The sequence below is a fragment of the Microbacterium sp. H6 genome, assembly GCF_003314775.1.
In the GTDB taxonomy this organism is placed as follows: domain Bacteria; phylum Actinomycetota; class Actinomycetes; order Actinomycetales; family Microbacteriaceae; genus Microbacterium; species Microbacterium oxydans.
The window spans coordinates 3,322-3,712 of sequence record NZ_QOAY01000265.1 but is presented as its reverse complement, the minus strand read 5'-3'; the positions used below and the strand labels follow the sequence as shown (position 1 = coordinate 3,712).

General features: G+C 73.9%; 1 pseudogene. It reads left to right on the top strand.

The annotated features are described in order from the left end of the window. Positions 1-391: pseudogene (locus DSP71_RS24215) on the top strand (type VI secretion protein); the annotation flags it as partial.

Below are 391 nucleotides of genomic sequence, written 5' to 3'. Positions count from 1 at the left end.
CGGCCTCGGCGTGCTGCTGCACCCCCTCGACCCCGCCGTCCCGCTGGGCGCCCCCGGGCTCAACCCGATCGCCTACTGGGCCACCGCGCTGATCCTCCTCGCCGGGACCGGGATGATCGGCTGGTCGGTGTGGCGCCTGATGCGCGAGCACGGGCGCGCATCGAAGAGCGACCCGTACCGCATCGCCGGGATCGCCACCCGCGCAGACGTCGTGCGGAACGCCTCGGCCAAGGCGTTGCTGCGTCGTGGCAGCCAGCTGCGCCCCTCGGTGCACAAGCCCGCCGCAGACGACATCGCCTACCTGCTCGGCACCTCACGAGGGCCGGGCGTGTGGGCGAGCGTCGAGGACTCCATCCTCCTCATCGGCCCGCCCCGCTCCGGCAAGGGCCTC